Annotated in this window: 24 protein-coding genes and 1 pseudogene; 4 read left to right on the top strand and 21 right to left on the bottom strand. The window is 60.5% G+C overall.

Features of this window, described 5'->3' with window-relative positions; all coding sequences use genetic code 11:
* Positions 1-34: 34 nt before the first annotated feature.
* The 3 genes from I6F12_RS33135 to I6F12_RS33125 form a co-directional block, all read right to left on the bottom strand.
* Positions 35-664 (bottom strand): NAD(P)H-dependent oxidoreductase, encoded by a 630-nt coding sequence (locus I6F12_RS33135; protein WP_225158170.1) that lies wholly within the window; start codon positions 662-664, stop codon positions 35-37.
* 299 nt (positions 665-963) lie between these two features.
* Positions 964-1,845, bottom strand: a complete 882-nt coding sequence (locus tag I6F12_RS37550) for an AraC family transcriptional regulator (RefSeq protein ID WP_225158169.1) — start codon at positions 1,843-1,845, stop codon at positions 964-966.
* A 62-nt stretch (positions 1,846-1,907) separates the two neighbouring features.
* Complete coding sequence (locus I6F12_RS33125; protein ID WP_225158168.1) at positions 1,908-3,008, bottom strand: AraC family transcriptional regulator; 1,101 nt, start codon at positions 3,006-3,008, stop codon at positions 1,908-1,910.
* 589 nt (positions 3,009-3,597) lie between these two features.
* On the opposite strand from I6F12_RS33125, the pseudogene I6F12_RS33120 reads away from it, so the two are divergent.
* The 3 genes and pseudogenes from I6F12_RS33120 to ligD all read left to right on the top strand — a co-directional run.
* A pseudogene (locus tag I6F12_RS33120) lies at positions 3,598-3,861 on the top strand (DNA polymerase/3'-5' exonuclease PolX); the annotation flags it as partial.
* Positions 3,861-4,424 (top strand): MOSC domain-containing protein, encoded by a 564-nt coding sequence (locus I6F12_RS33115; protein WP_225158167.1) that lies wholly within the window; start codon positions 3,861-3,863, stop codon positions 4,422-4,424. The pseudogene I6F12_RS33120 and the gene I6F12_RS33115, both read left to right, overlap by 1 nt.
* A gap of 12 nt (positions 4,425-4,436) precedes the next feature.
* The gene (ligD, locus tag I6F12_RS33110) at positions 4,437-5,384 is read left to right on the top strand and encodes a non-homologous end-joining DNA ligase (RefSeq protein ID WP_225158166.1); all 948 of its coding nucleotides are present in this window, start codon (positions 4,437-4,439) and stop codon (positions 5,382-5,384) included.
* A gap of 28 nt (positions 5,385-5,412) precedes the next feature.
* Here ligD and I6F12_RS33105 read toward each other — a convergent pair whose 3' ends face one another.
* The 15 genes from I6F12_RS33105 to I6F12_RS33035 all read right to left on the bottom strand — a co-directional run bounded on the left by I6F12_RS33105 (position 5,413) and on the right by I6F12_RS33035 (position 17,604).
* Positions 5,413-6,237: a ribonuclease HII gene (locus I6F12_RS33105; RefSeq protein WP_225158165.1), complete on the bottom strand. Its 825-nt coding sequence runs from the start codon at positions 6,235-6,237 to the stop codon at positions 5,413-5,415.
* A gap of 289 nt (positions 6,238-6,526) precedes the next feature.
* On the bottom strand, positions 6,527-6,946 hold the full coding sequence (locus tag I6F12_RS33100; protein ID WP_225158164.1) for a hypothetical protein: 420 nt from the start codon (positions 6,944-6,946) through the stop codon (positions 6,527-6,529).
* Entirely contained in the window at positions 6,943-7,152 is a 210-nt protein-coding gene (locus I6F12_RS33095) for a hypothetical protein (RefSeq protein ID WP_225158163.1), read from the bottom strand. Before I6F12_RS33095 ends, I6F12_RS33100 begins: the two co-directional genes overlap by 4 nt.
* On the bottom strand, positions 7,106-7,387 hold the full coding sequence (locus I6F12_RS33090; protein ID WP_345944198.1) for a putative PEP-binding protein: 282 nt from the start codon (positions 7,385-7,387) through the stop codon (positions 7,106-7,108). The genes I6F12_RS33095 and I6F12_RS33090 overlap by 47 nt, the downstream gene beginning before the upstream one ends.
* Before the next feature lie 7 nt (positions 7,388-7,394).
* Complete coding sequence (locus tag I6F12_RS33085; protein WP_249787121.1) at positions 7,395-8,081, bottom strand: PEP-utilizing enzyme; 687 nt, start codon at positions 8,079-8,081, stop codon at positions 7,395-7,397.
* 68 nt (positions 8,082-8,149) lie between these two features.
* The gene (locus tag I6F12_RS33080; RefSeq protein ID WP_225158161.1) at positions 8,150-8,395 is read right to left on the bottom strand and encodes an HPr family phosphocarrier protein; all 246 of its coding nucleotides are present in this window, start codon (positions 8,393-8,395) and stop codon (positions 8,150-8,152) included.
* 210 nt (positions 8,396-8,605) lie between these two features.
* The gene (locus tag I6F12_RS33075; protein WP_225158160.1) at positions 8,606-9,457 is read right to left on the bottom strand and encodes a sugar phosphate isomerase/epimerase; all 852 of its coding nucleotides are present in this window, start codon (positions 9,455-9,457) and stop codon (positions 8,606-8,608) included.
* A gap of 52 nt (positions 9,458-9,509) precedes the next feature.
* Complete coding sequence (locus I6F12_RS33070) at positions 9,510-10,256, bottom strand: type 1 glutamine amidotransferase domain-containing protein (protein ID WP_225158159.1); 747 nt, start codon at positions 10,254-10,256, stop codon at positions 9,510-9,512.
* A 143-nt stretch (positions 10,257-10,399) separates the two neighbouring features.
* Positions 10,400-10,795: a hypothetical protein gene (locus I6F12_RS33065; RefSeq protein WP_225158158.1), complete on the bottom strand. Its 396-nt coding sequence runs from the start codon at positions 10,793-10,795 to the stop codon at positions 10,400-10,402.
* A gap of 50 nt (positions 10,796-10,845) precedes the next feature.
* The gene (locus I6F12_RS33060; RefSeq protein WP_225158157.1) at positions 10,846-11,934 is read right to left on the bottom strand and encodes an ABC transporter ATP-binding protein; all 1,089 of its coding nucleotides are present in this window, start codon (positions 11,932-11,934) and stop codon (positions 10,846-10,848) included.
* A 2-nt stretch (positions 11,935-11,936) separates the two neighbouring features.
* A complete protein-coding gene (locus I6F12_RS33055; RefSeq protein WP_225158156.1) occupies positions 11,937-12,881 on the bottom strand; it encodes a carbohydrate ABC transporter permease in 945 nt (314 codons plus the stop codon).
* Between the two features lie 3 nt (positions 12,882-12,884).
* Positions 12,885-13,955 (bottom strand): sugar ABC transporter permease, encoded by a 1,071-nt coding sequence (locus I6F12_RS33050; protein WP_225158155.1) that lies wholly within the window; start codon positions 13,953-13,955, stop codon positions 12,885-12,887.
* Between the two features lie 158 nt (positions 13,956-14,113).
* Positions 14,114-15,544 (bottom strand): ABC transporter substrate-binding protein, encoded by a 1,431-nt coding sequence (locus I6F12_RS33045; protein WP_225158154.1) that lies wholly within the window; start codon positions 15,542-15,544, stop codon positions 14,114-14,116.
* Between the two features lie 64 nt (positions 15,545-15,608).
* Positions 15,609-16,700 (bottom strand): ABC transporter ATP-binding protein, encoded by a 1,092-nt coding sequence (locus I6F12_RS33040; protein WP_225158153.1) that lies wholly within the window; start codon positions 16,698-16,700, stop codon positions 15,609-15,611.
* Between the two features lie 211 nt (positions 16,701-16,911).
* Positions 16,912-17,604, bottom strand: a complete 693-nt coding sequence (locus I6F12_RS33035; RefSeq protein ID WP_225158152.1) for a GntR family transcriptional regulator — start codon at positions 17,602-17,604, stop codon at positions 16,912-16,914.
* A gap of 476 nt (positions 17,605-18,080) precedes the next feature.
* On the opposite strand from I6F12_RS33035, the gene I6F12_RS33030 reads away from it, so the two are divergent.
* Positions 18,081-19,307, top strand: coding sequence for an iron-containing alcohol dehydrogenase (locus tag I6F12_RS33030; protein WP_225158151.1), 1,227 nt, complete (start codon positions 18,081-18,083; stop codon positions 19,305-19,307).
* Positions 19,308-20,031: 724 nt separating this feature from the next.
* On the opposite strand, the gene I6F12_RS33025 is transcribed toward I6F12_RS33030, so the two are convergent.
* From I6F12_RS33025 to I6F12_RS33015, 3 genes are all read right to left on the bottom strand, one after another.
* Positions 20,032-20,457 (bottom strand): hypothetical protein, encoded by a 426-nt coding sequence (locus tag I6F12_RS33025; protein ID WP_225158150.1) that lies wholly within the window; start codon positions 20,455-20,457, stop codon positions 20,032-20,034.
* Between the two features lie 17 nt (positions 20,458-20,474).
* Complete coding sequence (locus I6F12_RS33020; protein WP_225158149.1) at positions 20,475-20,696, bottom strand: hypothetical protein; 222 nt, start codon at positions 20,694-20,696, stop codon at positions 20,475-20,477.
* 187 nt (positions 20,697-20,883) lie between these two features.
* Positions 20,884-21,060, bottom strand: coding sequence for a hypothetical protein (locus tag I6F12_RS33015; protein WP_225158148.1), 177 nt, complete (start codon positions 21,058-21,060; stop codon positions 20,884-20,886).
* Positions 21,061-21,543 lie beyond the last annotated feature (483 nt).

Genomic DNA, 21,543 nt, shown 5'->3' with positions numbered 1-21,543 from the left:
ATTGTTTCCCGTTATGGTTGTTTGCGGCCGCGTTCTAGGCGCATTGCGCCGGCGCGGCTTCTGATATTCCTTGAGGCGGCAGCCCATTGCGCCGGCTCTCGTACAGCCGCCGCATTGTCGCGAACTCGACGACCTGCTCGGCCACGAATGCAAGCTGTTGCGCTATGATCGAATCATTGCAGGCACCATCTGCGGAAAATGGCCTCTGCGCGGTGTTGATCACCGCTGAAAATGGAGTAGGCCAACCGCGCAACGCGTGAACGATGGTCCGCAGGGTCCCCAGCGTCGTTCCCATGGCTTGGGCTCCGCCCGCGCATACGATGGCGCCGACAGCGCGTCCGCCAAGATAGCTGCGCGCGTCGGCGCGGAGATCCTCGGTGTAGTCTATTGCGTTCTTGACCAGGCCGGAGATCGAGCCATGATAGCTTGGGGTGGCTATGATGATGCCGTCTGCGGCGCGCAGTGCTTCGACCAGCGACGTCGCACGCTCCGTACGTTCAATGCTGTCGTAGTGCGGGAGATTCAACGATTGCCCGGCGAAGACCTGCGTCTTCGCACCGAGCCGCGCGGCTTCCGTCAACGCCAGTCGGAGCGCCCTCTCCGAGGTTGATCCGTCGCGCAACGTGCCGCCGATCCCGACGATGAGGGGGGACCAGTCCTTCATCGCAGCTGCCCACTTTCCTGCGCAGCACGATCACCCGAGGTACAAGGCTCCTCGAGCGAATGCTGGCCATTTCGGATATGCGAGCACCCTCGCCCGGCATCGAACAATGCCATGCGCGTCTCTCCCTACCATCTGCGCCTTGATTGCGTCTGGCGCCTCTTCGTGAGGTGAAAGTAGGGCAAGCCGGGGGGCTAAGCCTGCACAAACCGGACCGGTTTGCAGGAAACTGACACAAACTGCCGGCTTCGTTTCCAGGAAACGAGTCAACGTTCGGATCGGAAAGGCAGATCGTGGAGCGCTTAATTCATTGCCCGTCGATAAGCGCCCGGCGACAAGCCAGTCATCCGACGGAACGTGTTGGTGAAATGTTGCTGGTGCGCAAACCCGCATTGCCTTGCGACTTCCGCGAGGCCAATGTTTGGATCGGTCAGGAGCAGTTTCGCATGATGAATCCGCACCCCCACAACGTAGCGGTGAGGAGAAACGCCAAGCGAAGACTTGAACAAGCGTATGAAATACTCGGGGCTTACGCCGCAGATCGCAGCCAAATCGCCCAGCTTGATGCACTCCGCGATATTGGCTTCGACGAAATCACGAATCGAGCGCACGTTCCGCGTACTCAGCCCGCGTTCCACACCACCCGACGTTTTCGGCTTCCGTCCATTGAGCACGACAAATCGACTGGCTATGGCAAGCGCAATTGAATCGGCCAGGAGGGAACACGTGGCATCACCCTCACGCACCATTTCCTCCACCACGGCCAGGAGATTGTGGGTTAAGGGCTCCGGCTCACCCAACAAAGGCAAGAGGCCGAAATCGGAGTTCTGCGCTTGACCTTCAGAGCCGGTAAACAGTTCAGGACGCAGGTACACATGGATCGAATTCAACGGCGTATCTAACGTCACCTCACAGTCGCGGCGCGGCGGCAGGAAGAAGATTCCCTTCTCCTGCAAGTGCCTGGCCACAACGCGCCCATCGATCCGATAGGTAACATCGACTGGTCCACTAGCTGCAGTCACCAGCAGGGCGTTGGCGTTGGCTTCGAAGCGGCCCCTGAACGGCTCTTCCCGCTGAACTGATGCGAACATAGTCGCCCAGCCGAGCCCCGCGCTCGACGCCTGGCTTTTCACGGCGAACTGTCGCAGCACGGAATGGACCTCGCCACCGTCGAAAGGCCGCACGGTACGCTCATTTAGCGCTGCAGCTGGCGATGGTGGATCAGAGCGTTTCTGCATCGGCCCTATCAGTTGATGCCGCGACGGTACCGACCGGGCGTTTGGCCCGTCAGCCTGCGGAAGGCACGCGTCAAGTGTTCCTGATGGGAGAAGCCACAGCGCAGTGCTATCTCAGCGAGACCTTGCTGGTTTTGCTCGATCAAGCGCTTGGCCCGTTCGACACGTGCCGCGATCACATATTGGTATGGTGATTTGCCAGTCGTTGCTGCAAAAGCTCGAACGAACGACTTTGTGCCAATGCCGCACGCGCTGGCCATCGCAGCAAGGGTGATCTCGCCCTCGAGATTGGATTCTATGAAATCCTGAAGGCGCCGAAGCTGGTATTCAGGCAGCCCAGCGGTCTGAACCTGCCACGGTTCGCTACTTCTGCTGATCGTGGAGATCCTGTTCGCAAGTGCTCGCGCTATCGGATCGATGAAGAGAGCTGAATTCGAGGCTTTCTCGCAAAGCGCCTGCTCAACCGCGTGCGCCAGATGCTGTAGAACCACGTCCCGTTCGACCAGCAGCGGCGTGACCTCATTGACACGTTCGCGTCCAACTAAGGTTGCGCGGAGATAAATATGCAGCGTATCCAGCGCCCCATGCAGTCCCACCTTGCACGCATGACCCGCCGGTAGAAAGAAGGCGCTTCCCCTCGGAATGCTGCGCGAAGTGACGTGCCCGCCGGATTCAAAGGTCGTCTGCACGGGGCCGCTGCGATGCAACACAATGAGGTCGTCTGCGATCGCTTCGAACCGGCCCTCGAAGGGATTCTCCCTTTGGATCGACGCGTAAATCGAAGACCACCCAAACCCCTCGCTTGAGGCACGAATGTCGGCCCCAAACCGCTGCAGAATGCCGTGGGTATCAGAGCCTCTGAACTCGCGATTGGCTTCCATCTCGTGCTCGGCGTGGTGTGAGCTGACGGGCCCGCTGCAGCGCAATATGCGCGGCATGATGATGAAGAATAGTGCAGTATAACGATGATGCTCTGAGCACGCCAGCGCCTTCGTTTGGCTGACCGAGACTCTGCAGGGGAGAGGTAAGGAAGTGGAGCTGATCAGTTCTGTCGCCGAGATATTCGGCAGGTCATCGATGCTGATGAGGACCTTGTGCTTGTAAGAAGCCAAGTCGTGTCTTGGCACTATGCAGCGACGAAAACACGAAACGTCACGTCCCATGACACGCAGTTGGTCTTGATCATCGCATTCTTTGGCGACTGGTGGGCCGGCTCGCGGCGCAGTGATAGAGTTCAAGCTCAGTGCAAAGCACGAGCGGCAGCACCCACCAACGCATCAGCGCCATCTCGCTCCCAGGTCCTGCTCGTTCCGCTCTGCGAGAGTCACCTCCGATGCTCCTGTAACCCGAGGATCGCGGAATCAGCGATGACGTTAACCGCCTCTCGGAAGCGAACACTGACGCGCAGGGGCGCGCTCCGTGCACCATTTTGCAGGACAATTGCTCGCCGCGACCGGCCGCAAATCTCGATAGCCGTTTGGACCCGCATTTTGCGAGGTTGAGCAACTGCTTGATCCTGCCTCTGGTGCCCGAAGATCTCGTCTATGCCCGGGTCTCGGTGGTGCAGGGGTCGATGAGCAGTGTCTGTTTTGGTTGGGCGCTGAAAACGTCCAACCAAACGTCCCGTTCTGATGCTCATTCGCTGCAAGCGATTGATATCGTTTGGTGGGCGCACCAGGGCTCGAACCTGGGACCCGCTCCGCGAAGCACGACGTCGTGGTCGAGATCAATCCATGGCGGCTTGACCTCGATTGGCGCTGGCACCAAGCGGCCCTCGACTTTGGTTGCATGCTGAGCATCAATCCGGACGCGCACTCGATCCCCGAACTCGACCACATGCACTGGGGCGTCCAGATGGCCCGCAAAGGCGGCGTCTCTGCCGACCGGGTCCTAAACGCGATGTCGCTCTCAGAGATCACGCGCTACATGCGTCAGAAGCGGCGCTCGCTCGCGCGTGCCGCTTAATGCCGCAGAACAATGAATTCTCGTTGCAGGGAAGCGTGGTGGCGGTCGCCGCCGATCGCGGGCACCACTTCAGCAAACCAACTCAGGACCGGATAATCCTGGTGGAAGGTCACGGCGTCGAAGGCGACGCCCACGCCGGCCCGTTCGTCCGGCACCGCTATTTGGCACGCCGCCGGCCCCGCCTGCCCAATCTCCGGCAGGTCCACCTGATCCCATCCGAACTCTTCCCGTCTCTCCTCGAAGCTGGCTTCGAGGTTGGCGCGGGCGACCTCGGCGAGAACGTCACCATCGCAGGGCTGGACCTCGAGCGGTTGCCGCTCGGGACCTTGATCGAGCTCGGGCCATCGGCGGTCGTCGAGCTGACGGGTCTCCGGACGCCCTGCGTCCTCATCGACCGCTTCCGAGCCGGCCTCAAGCGGCAGGTGCTCTCGTCGGCGGAAACCGGCCCTCCGTTCAAATCCGGAGTGCTTGGCGTGGTACGGGCCGGCGGGCCGGTCGTGGCTGGTGATGGCGCGCGGGTTCGCCTTCCGTCCTCCTCGTTTCGGCCGCTGCCGGCCATGTAGAAGGCCCTAACCATGGCCCCAAAATCGACCCTGCCTCTTCGTCTGCAGCCCATGCTGGCCACGCTGACGGATGCGCCGTTCGACGATCCCGATTGGGTCTTCGAGGACAAATTCGATGGTTTCCGCATGGTCGCGGAGGTTCGGGGTGGTCGGGTCGCGCTCTATAGCCGCAACGGGAAGATCATCAGCCACTCCTATGTGGAGGTCGCGAAAGCACTCGAGGGCGTGAAGACGGATGCCGTGATCGATGGCGAGCTCGTCGCGATCGGCAAGGACGGCGCATCCCATTTCCAGTTGCTCCAGAACGCCCTGCGCCATGAGGCCAAGCTCTTGTACTGCGCGTTCGACCTCATGTTCGCGGACGGCGAGGACCTGCGAGCGCTGCCGCTCCTTGAGCGCAAGAAACGGCTCAAGGCCGTCCTGCCGCGCCACAAGCTGATCGCATTCAGCAACCACCGCAAAGGGAATGGAACGAAGTTCTTCGCAGAAGCCGAGCGCAGACATCTCGAAGGTATCATGGCCAAGCGCTTCGACAGTCCGTACGCGTCCGGACGCCGGACCGCCGATTGGCTGAAGGTGAAGACCGCGCAGCGGCAGGAGGTGGTGATCGCCGGCTTCACGGCGCCGAGGCGAACCCGGCCTTTCTTCGGCGCCCTCGTTCTGGCGGTACGCGAGGACGATGCATGGCGGTACATTGGCCATGTCGGCACCGGTTTCAGCCACCAAGTTCTGGAAGAGCTTCACGGCAAGCTGGTGAGGCTCAAAACCGCCAGATCGCCATTTCCTGCCAAGGTGAAGGACGAACGGGTCACGACCTGGGTCCGCCCGTCGTTGGTCGCGGAAGTGAAGTTCGCGGAATGGACAAGCAAGGGCGAGCTTCGCCAACCCGTCTATCTCGACCTGCGGTCCGACAAAAAGGCCAAGGACGTCGTTCGCGAAAAGAGTTGGTCACGAAAATAGCAAACCCGAGAAGAGAAGTCCGACCCGGTCAGCTGGCTTCGCGCTCGGATGCAGAAGGCCACGGCGGCAGGGGCGGCAACCCGAGAGCCTTGCGTACTGGTCCGAACGACCGACGGTGAGCTGCGCATGCACCGAGCCTGGCAAGAGCTTCGTAGTGAGCCGGCACGGGGTAGCCCTTGTGATCCGCGAAGCCGTAGCCGGGGTGAAGAATGTCGAGAGTCCGCATGACCGTGTCGCGCTCGACTTTCGCCAGGATCGACGCCGCAGCGATGCTGGCGGACTTGGCGTCGCCTTTGATGATGGCCTGCTGGGGGATGTCGATTTCCTTCAACCGCTTTGCGTCGATCAGCAAGTGCTGCGGCGTCAATCCCAGCCCCTTGACTGCACGCTGCATGGCCTGAACGCCCGCCCAATAGATGTTGATCGTGTCGATCTCCTCGACCTCCACGAACGCCACACACCAACTCTCTGCCTTTGCCTTGATCTCCTTCGCGAGTTCTTCGCGAGACGCGGCATCGAGTTTTTTCGAGTCGTCGATCCCGATGATCCGCGTGCCGGGTCTCAGGATCACGGCGCTGGCGGAGACCGGCCCGGCGAGAGGGCTCATTCCGGCCTCGTCCACGCCTGCCACGGCAAGATGGCCGCTTTCCCAGAGCGAGGTCTCGAAGCGGAGCATCTTGCGGAGGCGCTGGCCTTCGGACCTATTTTCGAAGCGGCGTTTATCGATTGAAGCCAGGATGGCACGCGCTCCCGCCCGGGTGTCGGCCCGCAAGATCTGCTCGACGCTGGCTTCGAGGCGTCTTTTCTCGACAACATAGCGCTGACGTAACACATCGAGTGGATACTGGGACATATCGGCCTTGGTGAAGGCTAGGTTTGAGGAGCGTGTCGGTGAACTTTGTGGCGATTGTCTGAAGTTGAGCCGTGCCGTCTCGGTCGACTGCGCAGCGCTTTGCCGAAGGAACCCGCCTCGCATCTAAGGTCCCGGTGTCCTGCGCTGCCAGCGAGCGCAGAACGGAAACAACCGGTATCTTCATCCCTTGGAAGGAGAGCCTTGATCCCAAGGTGCTTCCGAGGGACGGACCCATGCTCCGACAACCAGCAAAGAAGATCGGACGCTTCGCTGGCGGCTTGTTCTTTGGTTAGGAGGCGTTCGCCCCGGCTCGTTCGCGGGCCTCGCGACGACCTTCGCGGCGCTCGCGCCGCCGCTTGCCGCGGTCGGTCGGCTGCCGTATGGGAGGAACCGGCGCTCGTTCGGCAACCGGCTGGGTAGTACCGCCGACCGCAGCCACTTGGACTGGCTCCGACGATGCCCTGGCTTCCATGAACTCGAGCACCTCCCGTCCCTTGGAAGTCAGCCTCCATCCGCCGTTTATGCGCTCGACCAGCCCTTGTGACCAGATGTCGAGATCCGGGGCCCGCGCCGCGAGTCGTCTGGTCCGGTCCGCCCAGTCGCGTCCGCTGGTCGCCAGGATCGCCATGTCCCTCTTGAGGTCCGCCATCACGGCGAAACCGTCGGGGTAGGCCACCAGGATCTTCAGGACCGTAACGTGGAAGTTCACGCCCGGCTCCGCCACATCGTGGGCGCGCGGGACCAGGTTTGCCGGCCAACCTGCCTAAGTCCCTCGCGAGAAAATTTCGCCACCAGATGCTGCTCCAGAATCTTCGATGCGACGTGAGTGCGTGCACTGATCTCGCGCTGCGAGACGCTTTCGCATACTTCATCGAGAACCGCGCGCAAAAGCGCGGTGGTTGCCGTGTCGAACATCAGATGCCCCCAGGAGGGAAAATCTGACCGCAGCCCAATTTTGCCGACTTGGGGATTCAGGCATGTTAACCTTCAGGAAAAGGGTACGGATCGTTACCGGCCTCCTGGCCCACTCAAGAATGCGCCGGTAGCCCGCATATTGCGTGTCCTCGTCCGGCAGGCCGCGAGACGCCTCGAACAGGAATTCTGTGCGCACGAGACCGATGCCCTCGCAAATCGCGGGATCGAGGCTCACAAGATCTTCAGGGGCCGCGACGTTGATTGAACGCAGCGTTCGCAGCCACTATACGCTGCTCGAACAAACGACGCGTCTCCGGCTCGGGATCGAAGATCACGCTTCCTGCGTCGCCATCGACCAGCGCCAACGTCGGTGGCTGCCCGATCCACGACAGTGGGCCAAGCCCAACCACCATGGGCGTCCCGCGCGCTCGCGCCAACATCGCGACGTGCGAGAAAGGTGAGCCCGCAGCCAGCGTGATGGCGCCCCCGTGCGACCAGTCGGCGGCAAGAAAAGCAGAAGGCGTGATGTCGTCGGCCGCAACGATCGAACCACCGATAACCCTGGCGACCGTGTCCACGCCGCACAGATGCGCAAGCACGCGGTCGCGGATGTCGACGATATCGGCGGCACGGGCACGAAAATATTCGTCTTCAGCATCGCGGTAGCCAGCGATCTCCACGTCGAGCGCCAAGCGCCAGGCACGGTCAGCAGTGATCCCTATCGAGATCACCTCATATGCCGCAACTGCCAGCGGATCATTTTCAAGCATGACGGCATGAAATTTGAGAATGTCGGCCACCTCGCCTTGAATCGTCTTGATCTGCTCGGCGATCTCCGCCCTCGCCCCTTCAATCGCGGCCCGCAGTGCCGCCGCCTCCTGCGCGGGATCCTCGCTCGCTGTCCGCCTGGCCACAGCCGCAGTCAACATCGTGACCGGCCCGATTGTGAGACCCGGCGAGGCAGCACGGCCGATTAGATGGGTCTCTGCCACGGCGATCAGGCCTCACCGAAACCGTCATGCACAAGCGCAAGCACGGCCGCAAGCGCTGCCTTGCTATCGGGGCCGGCGGCGCGCAAATGCAGCGTCGCTCCCTGCGATGCCTTGACGCGCGTCACCGCTACCGGGCCCTTCGCATCGGTCCAGGGGCTGTCCGGCGCAAGCGCGAGCTCGATGTTCGCCGCAAAGCGTTTCGCGAACCCGTCGTGGCATGCACGATCTTGCCGGCCTTCGGGATTCGACATGTCGCGGATCCCGAAGGCGTCCGGCGATAAGTTTCGTGTATTGACCGCCGCTTTCATGGCCTCACCAACGATTGCCGCAGGACGTCGTGATCATCTCAAGCGCGCGGACGTGCCGTCCTGATCGCCAATGGTCCACCCGAGAAATTCTGCGAAGCTGACGTTTCGGGCATTGTCAGCGGTCGCAGGTGCCGATGAGGCGGACCTTGATAGTCAGGACCCGGCCTGGGCCCAGCCCTGCCGCATGCCCTTGAGCCCGAACTCATAAACCTCCTCCTTGTTGGGAAAGAAGTCGCGCCACACGCGGGTGGCGGCGGCGAGCGCCGGAACGGCGCGGCCGAAGGCTTCAATCGTCAGCCTGCCATCATATTTTGCGGACCTCAGCGCCTTATAGGTGGAACCCCAGGGCACATGACCTTTCCCCGGCGTGCCGCGATCATTCTCCGAGATATGGACATGGATCATGTGCCGCTTGATTGTATTTATAGCGGCGACCGGGTCCTTCTCCTCGATATTCGCATGGAATGTATCGTACATCCCTTTGATCGCGGGATGATCGACTTCGTCCAGATAGCCGGCCAACTGATCCATCGTGTTGAGGAAGTAGCATTCGAATCGGTTCACCGCTTCAAGGGCAAAGCTTACGCCATGCTTTCCGGCATGATCGCCAACGCGGCGGTGAAAATCGATCGCGCGCCTGCGCTCATCCGCGGTAGGTCCCTTTCCGGTGAAGCGACCGAGTTCGGAGTGGATCGGGCCGGCGATGATCGACCCTCCAACCGCCTTGGTGCAGTCGATGACCCATTTGGCCCGCTCGACCGCACCCTGCCGCTCCATCATGTCGTCCGAGAGCGGATCGTGCCCCGCGCCCAGCGCGCTTGCGCTCGTGACGTCGAGATCCATCTTGGCAAGTTGCTCTCCGAGCCTTGCGTAGGAATCGATCGTTCCTTCGAAGATCGGAACCTCCACACTATCATAGCCCGTCCTCTTGAGCGCCTCCAGCACAGGCAGGTGTTCGTCGGTGACATGCCCTGTCCAGAGCAACAGATTGAATCCGTACTTCATCCGCGCCGTCCCATTGAGCATTCTCGCAGAATCCGGGGCCAGTTCCGCTGGCCTAGCCCCTTGCCGGCACCAGCTGCTTCACCATCGCCTCAATCAGGCGCGGCAGGTCATAAGGGAAACGGGCCGTAATCAAGTTGCCGTCGACCACGCACGGTTCGTCCAGAACCGTAGCGCCGGCGTTTTCGAGGTCGATCTGTATGTTCCAGACGGCCGTGGCGCGCTTACCTTTGAGGATCTTGGCGCTCACCATGACCCATTGACCATGGCAGATGGCGCATGTGGGCTTGCCCGCTTCATACATGGCCGACACAAACGCGCGCGCATGCTCGTCCATACGTAGCGCATCGGGGTTCCAGCATCCGCCCGGCAGGAGCATGGCATCGTAATCCTCCGCCCTGGCTTCGTCCGTGTAACGATCGATCTTCAACCAACCCGCGTTTTCCATCAGGCGGATGGCGAGGACATGGGTGGCGCATTGCGGCGGGAAGCGGAGGCCGAGCGTGGGATGAAACTCACCTATGCGGGGCGAGACGACATGAACGGTGGCGCCGTGCTCGGTGAGCCAGCGATGAGCCCCCAGAATCTCGACTTCCTCCACGCCATTGGTGCAGCAGATGGCAATGCGCTTGCCCTCGAGCAGACTAGGATTTGTCGGCGGATCGAGCAGGAAGCTCCTGAGCTCTCGGTTCAACTCGCCGTCGGCCATCACCAACAATTCAGTCGATATGGACGGGACCGGCGAAGAGGACATCAGTTGCTGCATGCGGTTGAAGGCAGTAGCTTGAGGAGACGCGTTCATCTTTCTTGCTCCTGAACGAGGTTGGTTGGCACATTCGCGGCTAAAAACATCAGAGAACGATCCACCCTATGCAACGGGGTCTGCCGGTTGAGGGCCGTTGATCGGCAGGCACCCGATCCGTGGATGCCGTGAAAGGTGCAGGCTCACTCCTTGCGGCGACTTTGCAGCGTGATGAGGCCAGCCAAAGCAGCAGCGATGACTGCAACTGTCCATGTGAAGCCATGCATGTACCATGGCGTTGCGTTGAGCTGAACCCTGCCCAGCACGGTGCTGGGATCCGGCGGCTTGAGGAAGAACGCGCCGTAGAGATGTGCGACGACGATTGAAGCGAGCAGCACGATGCAGAAGATCATGGCGACGACCATTGCCATCGTCACCAGCGAGCGCTTGGGTACACCAGGTTGCGCCAGAGGCAGGAGGTTGTTGACGAGCCCCGCCAGAACGATCAGCCCGCAGCCGATCGTGAAAAGCGCGATGTTGAACGGCTGAAAAATCATCAGGAGCGCGAGTACGCCAAGCCCGATGATGCCGTATTCCAACGTCCGCGCCGCCGTCGGCTTCAGTCCGCCATTGCCTTGCTCGCCATTTCTCATGCACGCACCGCCTTTCCGTCGTTTGCGAACACGTGGGTTTGCGCGGGATCCGGAACGAGGTGGAGCGCCTCGCCGATCTTCACCCTTTTGTCACGCGGCACGACGACTCGAATGTCGCTCCCCGTTCTGGTGCGTGCGTGAATGAGCGTCTCGGCACCCATTGGCTCGATGAGCTCCGCCATGGCGTCGATCGTGTCCCCGGCGTCCTCGGAAACGACGCTGAAAGCTCGCGGGCGAATTCCCACCGTGACCTTTCCTGCCTTCAGGTTTGCGACCACGGGATCAACGCTGAGGTCGACATCCTGTTCGTCGAACACCACTTTCGCCTTGCCGTTGCGGTAGCTCTTGAATTGCGCGTCGATCAGGTTCATCTGCGGCGTGCCGATGAAGCTCGCAACGAAGACGTTGACGGGTTTTGCGAAGACCTCGTGCGGGCTCCCCACCTGCTCGATGAGCCCGTCGCGCATGATGGCAATGCGGTCTGCCATGGTCAGGGCTTCGAGCTGGTCGTGGGTGACGATGACGGTGGCTTTCGTCAGATTTGACAGCACGGACTTGATCTGACCGCGCATGGAGTGACGGAGCTCCACATCGAGCCGCGACAGAGGCTCGTCGAACAGAAAGCATTTTGGATTTCGAACAATGGCGCGGGCAACGGCAACACGTTGCTTCTCGCCTTCCGAGATCCGTCCCGGCAATCGGTCCAGGATATCGCCAAGATGCAGGATATCGGCCACCTGCCTGACGCGCGCCGCCACTTCCGCGCTCCCAACCGCTTCGCGGTGAAGAGGCATCGCAATGTTCTGCCCGACGCTCAGCGCCGGATAGAGCGCATAGAACTGGAACACCATCGCGATGTCGCGCTTCTCCGGCGGCAGGTGGTTCACGCGCTGCCCTGCAATGACCACGTCCCCTGCCGTGGCGCGTTCGAGGCCGGCAATCGTGCGGAGCGTAGTCGTCTTGCCGCAGCCCGAAGGCCCGAGCAGACAAACAATTTCACCCGCGGCCACGGACAGGTTGGCGTCCTTGACGGCGACAAATGCGCCGAACTTCTTGGTGAGGTCGCGTATCTCGATGGTCGACATGATTACTTCCTGACCGTGCCGAACGTGACGCCGCGCAGCAAGTGATCCTGCAAGAAGAAGGTGGCAAGGAAAACGGGAACGAGAAACAGGGTTTCGATCGCAGCCAGCAGCGTCCAGTCCGTTCCGCGCCCGCCGGAAGACACCGCCTGGTTCATGGCTACGGGTACGGTGCGCGTATCAGGCCCCGTCAGAAGCAGCGCGAACAGGAATTCGTTCCAGGTCAGGATGAGGCCGAAGACGAATGTTGCTGCAAGACCCGCGACGACCTGGGGCAGACAAATCTTGAAGAACACCTTGATTTCCGACGATCCATCGATACGGGCCGCATCCTCGACGTCCGTCGACAGCTCATCGAAGAAGCTCTTCATCATCCACACGGTGAACGCCAGATTAAAGGCCGTATAGAGCATGATGATGCCGAGATAAGATCCTGAAAGGCCCACCGCGCGGAACATCAGGATCACCGGAATGATGACGACGATCGCAGGCAGCATGCGCGTCGTCAGAATGACGAAGAGATAGGTATCGTTGCCCTTGAGCGGATAGCGCGAGAATCCATAGGCGGCCAGCGTGCCGATAACGAGGGCAAGCAGGACGGACGCCGACGCGATCACGATGGAGTTGAAGAAGAACCGGTCGAACCCGGTGGACTCCGGCTGGCCGCCCGCCGTCATGACGCGGGAAAAGACCGAGGCAAAATTGTCCAATGTCGGCGTGAAGACGAACTGCTCGGGGATGAGACCAAAGAATGAGGTCGGCGAGATCGTCGGCGGCACCGACAGCGCCAGCCCCTGCGGCTTTATCGCGGTGAAGATGATGAAGAGGACCGGCAGGAAGTAGATGAAGCTGACAATTGCCGCGACGAGCGTGCGGCCCCAACCCGCCTCCGCGATGCCGCCGGCGCTGCGAAAGCCGATCCGCTCCCAGAACGAAACTCTGTCTGTCATGGCTCAGGCGTCCCTGTTCTTGGGATTGGCAACGTAGAGATAAAGGTTCGTGAGCACGATCACTATGAAGAGGATGATGTAGGAGATGGCGGCTCCCTCGCTCGTCTTGTTCTGTTCGTTGGCAATGCGGATCAAGTGGTAGGAGATCGTCATCGTGTCGTTTCCGCCCTTGGTCAGCACGATCACAAGGTCTGCCAGCTTGAAAGCTTCGATGGTGCGGAACAGCAGCGCCAGCATCAGGAGCCCGCGGATATAGGGAAAGGTGATGCTCCAGAAGCGCCGCCAGGCGGACACCCTGTCGATGGCGGCTGCCTCGTAGAGATATTTCGGCACGGACACGAGCCCTGCCAGTACGAGCAGCATGACGAAGGGCGACCACATCCAGGCGTCGGCAAAGACGATACCGGCTACCGCGCCCGCCTTGCTGTCCATGACGATGAACTGACCGCCCGCGACGCTATTGATCACATAGCTCAGGATGCCGAAGGTGGGGTCATAATAGTAGGTGAAGAAGACGCCCGAGGCCACGACCGACAGCATCATCGGCGTGAGAACCAGAATCAGCAGATACTTCCGCAGCGGGAACTGCTTGGCAAAAAGCATCGCCAGTAGAAACCCCACGATCATCTGTGCAGAGACCGTGCACACAGCGAACATGGCGGTATTGATAAGGGCCGTCCAGTTGCCCGGCGCCGCGACCTCGTCGGTCAGAACCTTGATGTAGTTGTTGAGGCCGACGAAACGGATGGACTGCAGGTTCGACTGGTACGCAAAGAACGAAAGCCCGAGGGACCAAAGCAGCGGGAAGATGTTCATCACGAATAGAACGGCGATGGCGGGCGCGACCAGGAGCCCGCCATAGTAGCGACGGCGGTAGGCATTCACCGCGAATGCTGCAGCCACCAAGGCCGACATGGCGCCTACTACCCAGAATGAACCAGAGGCCGGCAGCGTCACCACCGCAAGCCCGGAGACGACGAGCCCGACGAGAATTGCAAGCCGCCAATTGTCGGCCGAAAGCTCGAGAAGAGCCGGCGCGGTCTTGGCAGATTGTACGGCTGACATCAGTTGCATGAAACTTCCGTGGAAAAGCAATTTCTGTACGCTGCGGAGCGCACTCGTGCGACGGCTGCCGGCTTTTGGCCGTCTCTTTCAATCGGCCGGAGGGGAAGACGAAGTCACCTCCCCTGCCGAACCGCCATGGCCGTCGCTCGCAGAGCTCACGCGTCATGTTACTTGATCAGGCCCGCCTCCTTGAGCAGGCGCTGCTGGAACTTGGCGATGTTGTCCGACGTCGTCTTGGCATCCTGTCTGCCAGTAATGGCGAGATCGTACTGGTCTTGCTGCTGGGTCAGCAACTCGAAGAACTGGGGCACGTGCCACACGTCCTTCTGCCAATCCAGCGAAGGCGCCCAAGCCCTGTTCCAGGGACGGTAAGTCACGTACTTCGGATCCGAGTACACGGACTTGATGGCAGACTGACCGCCGGCGGCCGCAAACTGGTGCTGGATGTTCGACGACAGCCACCACTTCACGAATTCCACGGCCTCCTTGATCTGCGCCTCGGTCGTCCAGGTCGTCAGCACGAAGGGCTGGCCGCCGATATTGGACCAGCGGACCAGCTTGCCGTCAGCGCCCTTGGTTCCCGGCATCATGCCGAACACCAGGCTGTCCGAGACCTTCGAAGTTTTCGGATCGAGCGAGGCTTCGGCGAGGCCGATCCAGTTGACGCTCATGGCCACCTTGCCCTGCCGGAACAGCTCATCCGACTTGAAGATGTCCATCGTGCCCGTCTTGGCGAGAGGCGGCATGTATGCGATCAGGCTGAGATACTTCTCCAGCGCCTTCACGGCCGCCGGCGAGTTCACGACACCTTCCGCTTTGCTGTTGGGCGCCTGGGTCTCATCCCAGATGTCACCACCCATTTGCCAGATAAAGCCGTTGATCTGCATGGACGAGAAGTCGTAGCTCTTGCCTGCCTGGAACGCGATGCCGTAGAAATCGTCTTCGGCGGGCTTGCCAGCCAGCAGCTCTCCCTTCTTGCGGCGAAAGAATTCGCCGACGTTCTTGAAGTCATCCCAGGTCATGGCATCGAGCTCTTCGCCCGTGCAGGGAAGTTTCTGGTTGAATTTCGCCATGAAGTTCTTCTGTTCCGCTTCGTGGCAGATAATGTCCTTTCGCGCGAAGTTCACCAGCACATCTGGAAATTGCGGGAAGCCGTAGTAATTTTCCGATTTGTGCGGATAAGTTGAGTAGGCATTCAGCGTGTTCGGATGGATGTCCTTGAACGTCTTCATGAACTCCGGATCTGCGTTGAGCAGATCGTTGATCTTCCGGAAATAGCCGCCCTCGACGAATGCACCCAGCCACTGCGAGTCCGATACGATGAAGTTGTACTTCTTCTCGCCTGACGTCAGCGAGGCATTGACGCGGGTGTAGAAGTCCGGCCACGGAATGAAATCCACCTGGAGCTTCACCGTGTTGCCGGACTTTGGCTTGTACTGCTCGTCGAAGAACTTCTTCATGATGCGCGTTGGCGGCCAATCCGGCACAGCCATCGTCAGCGTCACATCGGCAGCGAGAGCAAATGTCGTTCCCAGCACGAGCGAAGCGGCAAGCCCGGCCCCCACTACCATGCTGTTGATCACCCTTGTCGTGGTCATCCCTGGTTTCCTCCGTTTCGATTCATTTATTTAGGTTTTATTTTTTTGTTTTTGATCGCTCGTCTCAGGCCATCATCCGTCCACTCGAAGCGCGGAAGATGTAGAATTTTCGTGGATCGAGAATAACTGCCGCCTGTTGGCCGGGCTGCAAACCGGAGGCAGCGGATTCCGGCAGCACCATGCGCAGGGTTTCACCGCCGGTTTCCACGGATACGATCGTGACGTCCCCCAGCGGCTCAAGCATGGCAATATTGGCCGTGAGGCCTTGCTCGCCCTTCCCCGCAAAGCGCACGTCGTTCGGGCGGATGCCAACCACGGCCGCTTCGCCCGCTTCCGCAGCTTGCAGCTTTATCACGAAAGGTAACGGCCCAATTGCGGATTCGAGGGCGGCGTTGTCTGTGGCCAGCCTGCCCTTGATCATATTCATGTGGGGCGAGCCGATCTTGCTTGCCACATACAGATCACACGGCGTTTCGAAGAGTTCGTCCGGCGTTCCGATCTGCACCACGCCGCCATCGCGCATTACTGCGATTTCCTCACCCATCGAGAGAGCTTCGAGCTCATCGGGTGTGGCGTAGACGATGGTGAGACCAAACTGGCGGTGAAGGCGCTTCAGTTCCGCCCGCATCTCATGGCGGAGCTTTGCGTCGAGATTAGTCAAAGGCTCGTCCAGCAACAGGATCCTCGGGCGACGTATCAAGGAGCGTCCCAAGGCCACGCGCTGCTGTTCACCACCCGAAAGCGTGTTAGGCTTTCGATCGAGTTTCATGCTGAGCCGGAGCATCGTCGCCGTCTCCTTTACGCGGCGGTCGATCTCCTCACGCGGGCGCTTTTCTTCGACCAGCGGATAGGCGAGGTTGTCGTAAACGGTCAGGTGCGGATAGAGCGCGAAGGACTGGAACACCATTGACACGCCCCGGCCCGCGATCGGCTCATGGGTCCAATCCTTTCCAAAAATCTCGACGTGCCCGCGTTCGGGAGCGATGAGGCCAGCGATTGTGCGAAGGGTCGTCGTCTTGCCGACTGAGCTTGGCCCAAACAATACAAAGAAACGACCTTCCGCGACCCTGAAGGATAGGTTTTCAAGAGCCCGCACGCGGCCGTATGACTTGCCTACATTTGTCAAACGCAGTGCAGTTTTCTCAACCTGCCCCATTGCCATTCCCCAGACCATCGCCGTAGCGAATTCGGGTTCGCCACCGGCACGCACTCACTCCACGTTCCGCAAGCACGGTCACTGAGCCGTATCGCTTCGAGAGCTTCGTTGCCGGCAGGACCGGCTTAAACTATCTTCGTCTTGACACTTCCGAGCCGCACGACCACTTTTCTTCTGTCTATCGCGGCGTTTATCGACATCGGTGGGCGGCCTAATCGAACGCTAACAGCAGGCGATCGCGAGAGCGTTCAATATGAACGCGCATCGCTTCTTCGGCGGCCACGGGATCCGCAGCCGCGAAGGCCGCCAGTATGGCTTCGTGTTCGTCGAGAGCCTCCTCGGTGACGCGCGAATGAAACATGAGACGAAAAATGTGAAAGTGAGTGTGCTGGAAAGCGATGGCTTGACGAATGAGTTCGTTCTCAGCGCAGGCCAGGATCTTGTCGTGAAAGTCGGCGTCCTGCCGCGCGAAGTTCGAATACCGCAGGCGCTCGTCCTTGCCTTCCCGGCGGGCCATCATGCCGGCCGCCTCGCGAAGCATCGCCAGCTTCGTGTCGTCCAAACGCACCGCCGCCTTCGCCGCGCTATAGGGCTCCAGACGCAATCGAAGCTCATAGATCTCGTCAAGCTGGCGCTTCGTGATCTGCGGCGCCGCGCGATAGCCGATCAAGTGCGTCTTCAGCACCAACCCTTCACCCTCGAGCCGACCTAGCGCCTCACGGATCGGCGTTTGCGAGACGTTGAATTCGCGGACGAGGCTATCAACGGTGATGCGCGCGCCGGGTGCAATCTTGAGCGACATGAGCTGGGTGAAAATCGCCTCATACACGTCACCCGCCAGACTGGTGGGGCGATCGATCTGCCCGCTGGCGATGCCCGCTTGAGAAGGATTGGTGGCGTTCATCGATTTCGATCTGCCTCTTGACACAAGCTGCCTCTAGCACGAGCTTGCGCGATATTCAATCCTATATCCTATAGGATTCGCTCGTACCAACCTGGGCGCGGGCGTGGCCTGCTCATGGAGCGGATGTCTTGAAGAAGATGAATTTCACTACGCGAACGCCCTCATTTGAATCCGAACTCGGCCTAATGCGCGACACTCGCAGGTTCAGCGCCCGACGTCCGCAGCACGCTCGCCGCGGAATTCGTCTGCAAGGGCGTCGTCATCGTCGCGATAGATCTGGGCTCCGCTTCGGAATTGGTACGGAGACTCTCCAGCTATCTGGATCTGGTTCGCGCTGCGCCGCCCATGCGAGCCGGCTCGCCTCTCGGCGCCGCCCACCTTCGCGCCGCGAACGGTTTTGAGATCAAGCCTCGCCTCTGGAGCGAACTCAACGGTTTCGCACGATCCAATTCGTCCATCGCCAGAGGATATACACTATGACCCTGTTCGCCGCCTTGAGGCTGCCCCGCGAGATTTTGTTTGGCAAAGGTCAGCGCCACGAGCTTCCCACCGTCGCCATTAAACACGGGCGTCGGGCACTCCTATGCACCGACGAGCGGTTCGCCGGCACCGCCTTTTTTTCCGAAATCGCCGCGAGCCTGAAGGCGTCGTCGGTTAAGATTTTCGTTCATGATCGCGTGCAGCCGGACGTACCGGTCGATTCGGTCGGCATCTGCGTTGAAGAAGCGCGGAGCTTCATGCCCGATATGGTGGTCGGCATCGGCGGCGGCAGCTGTCTCGATTTTGCAAAATGCGCGGCCTTGCTGATCAGCCATGGCGGCAAGCTTCACGATTATTACGGTGAATTCAAGGTGCCGGGTCCAATCCTGCCCGTGATCGCCGTGCCGACCACAGCAGGCACAGGTTCGGAAGTAACGCCGGTCGCGGTGATCTCCGATCCTGATCGATTTTTGAAGATCGGCATTTCGAGCCCCCACCTGATTGCCGCTGCTGCGATCTGCGACCCGGAACTGACGATGACGTGTCCGCCGTCCCTGACGGCAATTGCGGGGGCTGACGCCTTGACCCACGCGATCGAGGCCTTCACTGCGGTTAGACGCGGTGTCGCTTCCGACCTGCCGCAGAAACATGTTTTCATCGGCAAGACGGCGCTGACCGATCACTTCGCCCTGCTCGCCATCAAGCTCCTAGGACGCAGTCTCGAGAAGGTCTGCCGCGATGGCGCCGACGAGGACGCGCGGGCAGATGTGATGATGGGCGCTCTGGCGGCCGGCTGCGCGTTCGGAACCGCGGGAACAGCGGCCGCGCACGCAGTGCAATATCCGATCGGCGCCTTGACCCATACGCCGCATGGGCTGGGCGTCGCGACCATGCTGCCTTATGTGATGAATTATAATCGCTCCGCGGCGACAACCGAAATCGCCGAAGTCGGAATCGCGATCGGCCTCGAGCGATCGAGCAGGAGCGATGGTGAGATGGCCCGCGCGACGATTGAAAAAATCAGCCGCATGTTCTCGGCGATTGGGATCACGCCTACCTTGGCCGGTCTTGGACTTCCCGCCGACAAGATCGATTGGACCGCAGAGCTCGCCCTCGGAATCGATCGGCTGATCAAAAACAATCCCCGCCCGTTCGACCTTCCCGCGATGAAACGACTGGTGAAAGCCGCCTACGACGGCGATCTCGCCGGCACCGCCATCTGAGCTCACAGGACATGAACATGCCCAGCACACATTCAAGACGACCAAGAAACCCGGGGTTTTCGGCTATCCAGGCGTCGGCTCGCCCCTCGATACGCGCGACCTCCGCCTGGACGCGGACCTGTTTGTGATCGTCAGGGCCTACGCACCTGTGCCGGCAACGGCACTCGCTTCGAGACCGCTCTGCACGAACAGCGGCGGTCGCAGCCAACATGGGTAGCGGTGAGGTTGAGATCGTGGCGCAGGAAGTCGGCAAGCAGCCGGCGCGGCTCGACCTTTGCATTGACCGCACGGCTATTTACCGACAACGCGATTGCATGCGACTCAGCCATTGCGGCCTCCGCCCGTCGGAGCGCCCGATGTCCTCGTCAACAATGCAGGGGTGAGTCCCGGCGATAGCTCCGTGTGCGCCTCCCTCGGCGAGACAGCTCCCGTCGAACCAAGCTATCGCGCTCCGGTCGAGTTTAGACCGCGACCACGAACAACATCTCCAATCTGAATTTGCAGAGACGCTGAAGAAGGTGGAGGCGATCACCTCGCGCAAACCAGCAGCGATGCCGCCGGCTACCACTCAGCCATCCGAGTAACACTAACGAACGTATCTCATTGCGCTTGCCGGCCGCGGCGCCGATGCTAGATACAGTCGCGAAGTCGTCCTTGGTTCGCGTACTGGCGCCTTCGCCGCGAGGGGTCCGGCCTTCGTCGGCGGCCCCGCCCATGAGCAAGCCTAGTGGGCCCGGCGCACCATTCGATGCAATCGAGGCAGGTTCGGCGAGATCCTGTTGGCGAGCGCGAGGACTGACATTTCGTCTGTTTCGAGCGCGATCTTCTGCGCGAGCATGACATCGCCTGCCGCCAAAGCTCTTTCGGGAACGAAACACCACCCAGTCTCCGGCTGTCCGGCTTCGTCGACCTGCACAACATTACTCACGGTACCATAGTGAATTCGATATCGTCGGCCGGTGTGAGAGCCGGTGACTTCGAAATAACTTTCGGCATCAAACTGCGCACGTTGATCGGGGGACAACCATTCGCGGAGAAGACGCCGCGCACGTGCCTCGGGAGTATTTTGCTCGCTGAAGCTCCAGTAGAGCGCACGCAGGGCGCGCAAACGCGCGCTGCTGCCGACGCCGCTGCGTCTGAATAAGAACATCTTGCGCCATATAGTGGCTAGCCGCCCACGAGGCGCGGATAGAACAGGGTCTCATCAGCGGTCGGATCAAACGTCCGTACGATGTTGAGATCGCCGGAGGGCGTTCGGGTGGCGGCTGTAAATCCTTGGCCGGTCAGCTTGCGAAAGCGGCGCTCAGCCCTTGCTAGCCCCTCCGGATCTGTTTCGTCAAAAAAGTGTCTGCTGTGGCCCGTGTGGTCCATCACGATCTGGGTAGCCATGGAAGAGAACTCCTCAATGTCTAGCCTATGATGAGGAAGAACCTTGCACCGGCGAACGGTGTTCCTATTCTCGATCGATTTCGATGTGCCCTTCGTCAGCCAGGCGCGTCCATTGGCGACGCTGGCCGAAAACCTTCGTCCGCCGCGATCTGAGGTGGTTCAGGCTGTAGCGCGGCTCTCGGAAAACCTACGCAGCGACGTCAAACGATGCAATCAGTGCGCGGACCTCGTTTGCCAAGTCCCGATAGTGCTGCCCGGCGCGGAGATACAGCTCTCGATTATTCCCCTCAGACTTTTTCGCAATCAGATCGCATTCGGCTGCGAGGCTTTCGAAACGTTCCAGCTTGGCCTGAAAACCATTCATTGGAAAACACCCCAACTCTACAAAGGGAGGCGAAGATATCCGCCGGATTAGGTTAGAGCAAGCAATCGAATATAGTTCGTGTTGCAGCGCACTTGCCCCGGGGCGGTAGCAGCACCAGCGTCTACGCTCCTGTTCCCAACGACGTAGTGTCGCGAACATTGGGAAGGCCGTACTCGCCGACCTCGTGCTCACATGTCAAAATCCACTGAGCCCGCCAATAGGGATGCGGAGAAACGCCACTGGGCGTCCCTCGAACGACCGCCATCCTGATGCACCGACAATGTCGCGATCACCGCCGATTTAAAATTTCCCTTCTTCCAAGGTGCTCTCAAGTCCGCAAGACCCATGAGCTGCCCCGAACGTGGCCTGGAATGCGGCCGTCGACGGCGAGACCCGCGATCAATCAGTGAATGGTTGACTTCACCGGCTCTGCCGACTGACTGAGAGCTGTATTTTCCTCGGCCTCTTGCACTCGGCCTCGAA

It is taken from the genome of Bradyrhizobium sp. IC4059, from assembly GCF_020193615.1.
GTDB classification, from domain to species: Bacteria; Pseudomonadota; Alphaproteobacteria; order Rhizobiales; family Xanthobacteraceae; genus Bradyrhizobium; species Bradyrhizobium yuanmingense.
This window is presented reverse-complemented; position numbering and strand designations above follow the sequence as displayed.